Below are 1958 nucleotides of genomic sequence, written 5' to 3'. Positions count from 1 at the left end.
AGTAGTTCCCTTCGATCCGAATGATTCTTTCAGCTGGTACTCCGACGTTTTTGTGCCAGATTTCAAAAGCTTCTTCATCTTCAGGGTGAATAGTGACGGATAATTTCTCTGGATCAAACCCGATCCACTTTTTATCAGTCAGGAATTCCCAAGCCCATTCAATTGATTCCACTTTGAAATAGTCTCCGATTGAAAAGTTCCCCAGCATTTCAAAGAAAGTATGGTGACGAGCCGTTTTACCGACGTTCTCAATATCATTTGTGCGGATGGATTTCTGTGCATTGACGATTCTCGGATTTTGCGGAATGACACGGCCGTCAAAATATTTCTTTAACGTCGCGACCCCGCTGTTAATCCATAATAATGAGGGATCTTCATGCGGCACGAGAGATGCACTGGGCTCTACACTGTGACCTTTCTCTTTAAAGAAATCTAAAAACATCTGGCGGATTTGTGCTCCGGTTAATTTGTTCATATGAACTTCCTCCTTTGGTTTATGTACTTAAAAAAGAATACAAAAAAGCCCTCATCCCAAAAACAGGGACGAGAGCTGGCTCGCGGTACCACCCTGGTTGTGAAAATGTAGAAATCTCATCTTCACCCCTCAAAAAACACCTTAACGCGGGTCAGGCGGCAGGGTTTTCCTGCACTCTGGATTAGCGTTCGATTATCCTTCATCTGGAATTCCTTTCAGCCTAGGGAATTCCTCTCTTACGTGCCGGTACACTCAGATGGGCTATAATCTACTGGATCCTTCATCATTTTCAGCTTATAACTTTATTGTATATGTTGGATTATAGAAATATTCAAACCTTTTGTCAATGTTATCACGTCAGTTTTTTGTATGAACGAAATGGGTCCTTCCATGCAAGACAGCCACTTTTATAACTGCGAGGACTGGAACGGCCACGATCATCCCGATGACCCCGCCTGTTTCCCCCCCGATAATAAGGGCTCCCATGATGAACAAAGGATGCATATGGAGACTTTTACCTACAATCATTGGCGATAGTATGTTTCCTTCCAGGAACTGCAATACAAGTACCAATATAACGACATACAGGATCATATTCAATGAAATGGTACTGGCAACAATCACTGCTGGGACAGCACCTATGATCGGGCCAAAATAGGGGATGACATTCGTTGCCCCCATGATGACACCCAGTATCAAAGGATATTTCATACCTAAAAACCATAGCACTGCCGCTGAAATACCGCCGATGATCAAACAAACCAGCAACTGACCGCGGATGTAGCCTCCCAATGATTCATCCACATCCTGCGAGAACCTTAATGCACTTTGCCTCCATCGCACAGGGGTCAGTTCCCAAAAAAATTTCTTTACTTTCGTAATATCCTTTAATAGATAAAATGATACGAATGGAATGATCGCAATGAGAAGCAGGCTGTTCATCAGTTTCAATAGGACAGCAAGTGCCCCAGCCACCAGACCCGTGAGCCAGCCTTCGATTCCATCGATCCTGTCATCCAATTGAGTCTGAATCCCGTCCGGCCATGTCGAAGTTTCACTTTGTATGTAATGGAGCCACTTCTGGTACTGAGACGTGAACAAAGGCGCGTTTTCAGACAAATCCCTCAATTGATGAATAATGATAGGAGTCCCTTTATAAAGAGCATATCCCAGACCTCCAAAAAAAAGAATATAAATGAACATGATGGCAATGCCGCGGTGTATGCCCGCTTCATGAATCTTCTCCACTAACGGGTGAAGCAAATAGGCAATGAACCCGCCGATCAGGAATGGCAGGAGTGATAACATCAGAATGTCCAAAATCGGATGCCAGACAGGCTTCAATAAAAAAAGGATATACAGAAAAACGGCGCATAAAAGTCCTATTGAAAGTCTGTACAGCCATTTTGCATATGTTTTTGTTTCCATCCGGCATCCCTCCTTCTTACCCTTTATTGTTAGAAATTGGGGGAGGTTTTTATAC

General features: G+C 43.5%; 2 protein-coding genes. Both read right to left on the bottom strand.

Going from position 1 to position 1958, the window contains the following annotated elements; translation table 11 throughout:
- On the bottom strand, positions 1–475 hold a 475-nt coding region (locus HP456_RS23415), incomplete at its 3' end, for an alanine--tRNA ligase-related protein (protein ID WP_246289397.1).
- A gap of 357 nt (positions 476–832) precedes the next feature.
- Positions 833–1903, bottom strand: a complete 1071-nt coding sequence (locus HP456_RS23410) for an AI-2E family transporter (RefSeq protein WP_172255522.1) — start codon at positions 1901–1903, stop codon at positions 833–835.
- Positions 1904–1958 lie beyond the last annotated feature (55 nt).

Source organism: Bacillus haikouensis (assembly GCF_013179555.1).
Taxonomy (GTDB): domain Bacteria; phylum Bacillota; class Bacilli; order Bacillales; family Bacillaceae_B; genus Rossellomorea; species Rossellomorea haikouensis_A.
Note: the sequence above shows the minus strand (reverse complement) of the source record. Positions and strands in the feature narration are given on the sequence as shown.

Excerpts from the sequence above, each read along its gene's own strand:
- HP456_RS23410 (WP_172255522.1), bottom strand. The coding sequence starts at position 1,903 with ATGGAAACAAAAACATATGCAAAATGGCTGTACAGACTTTCAATAGGA.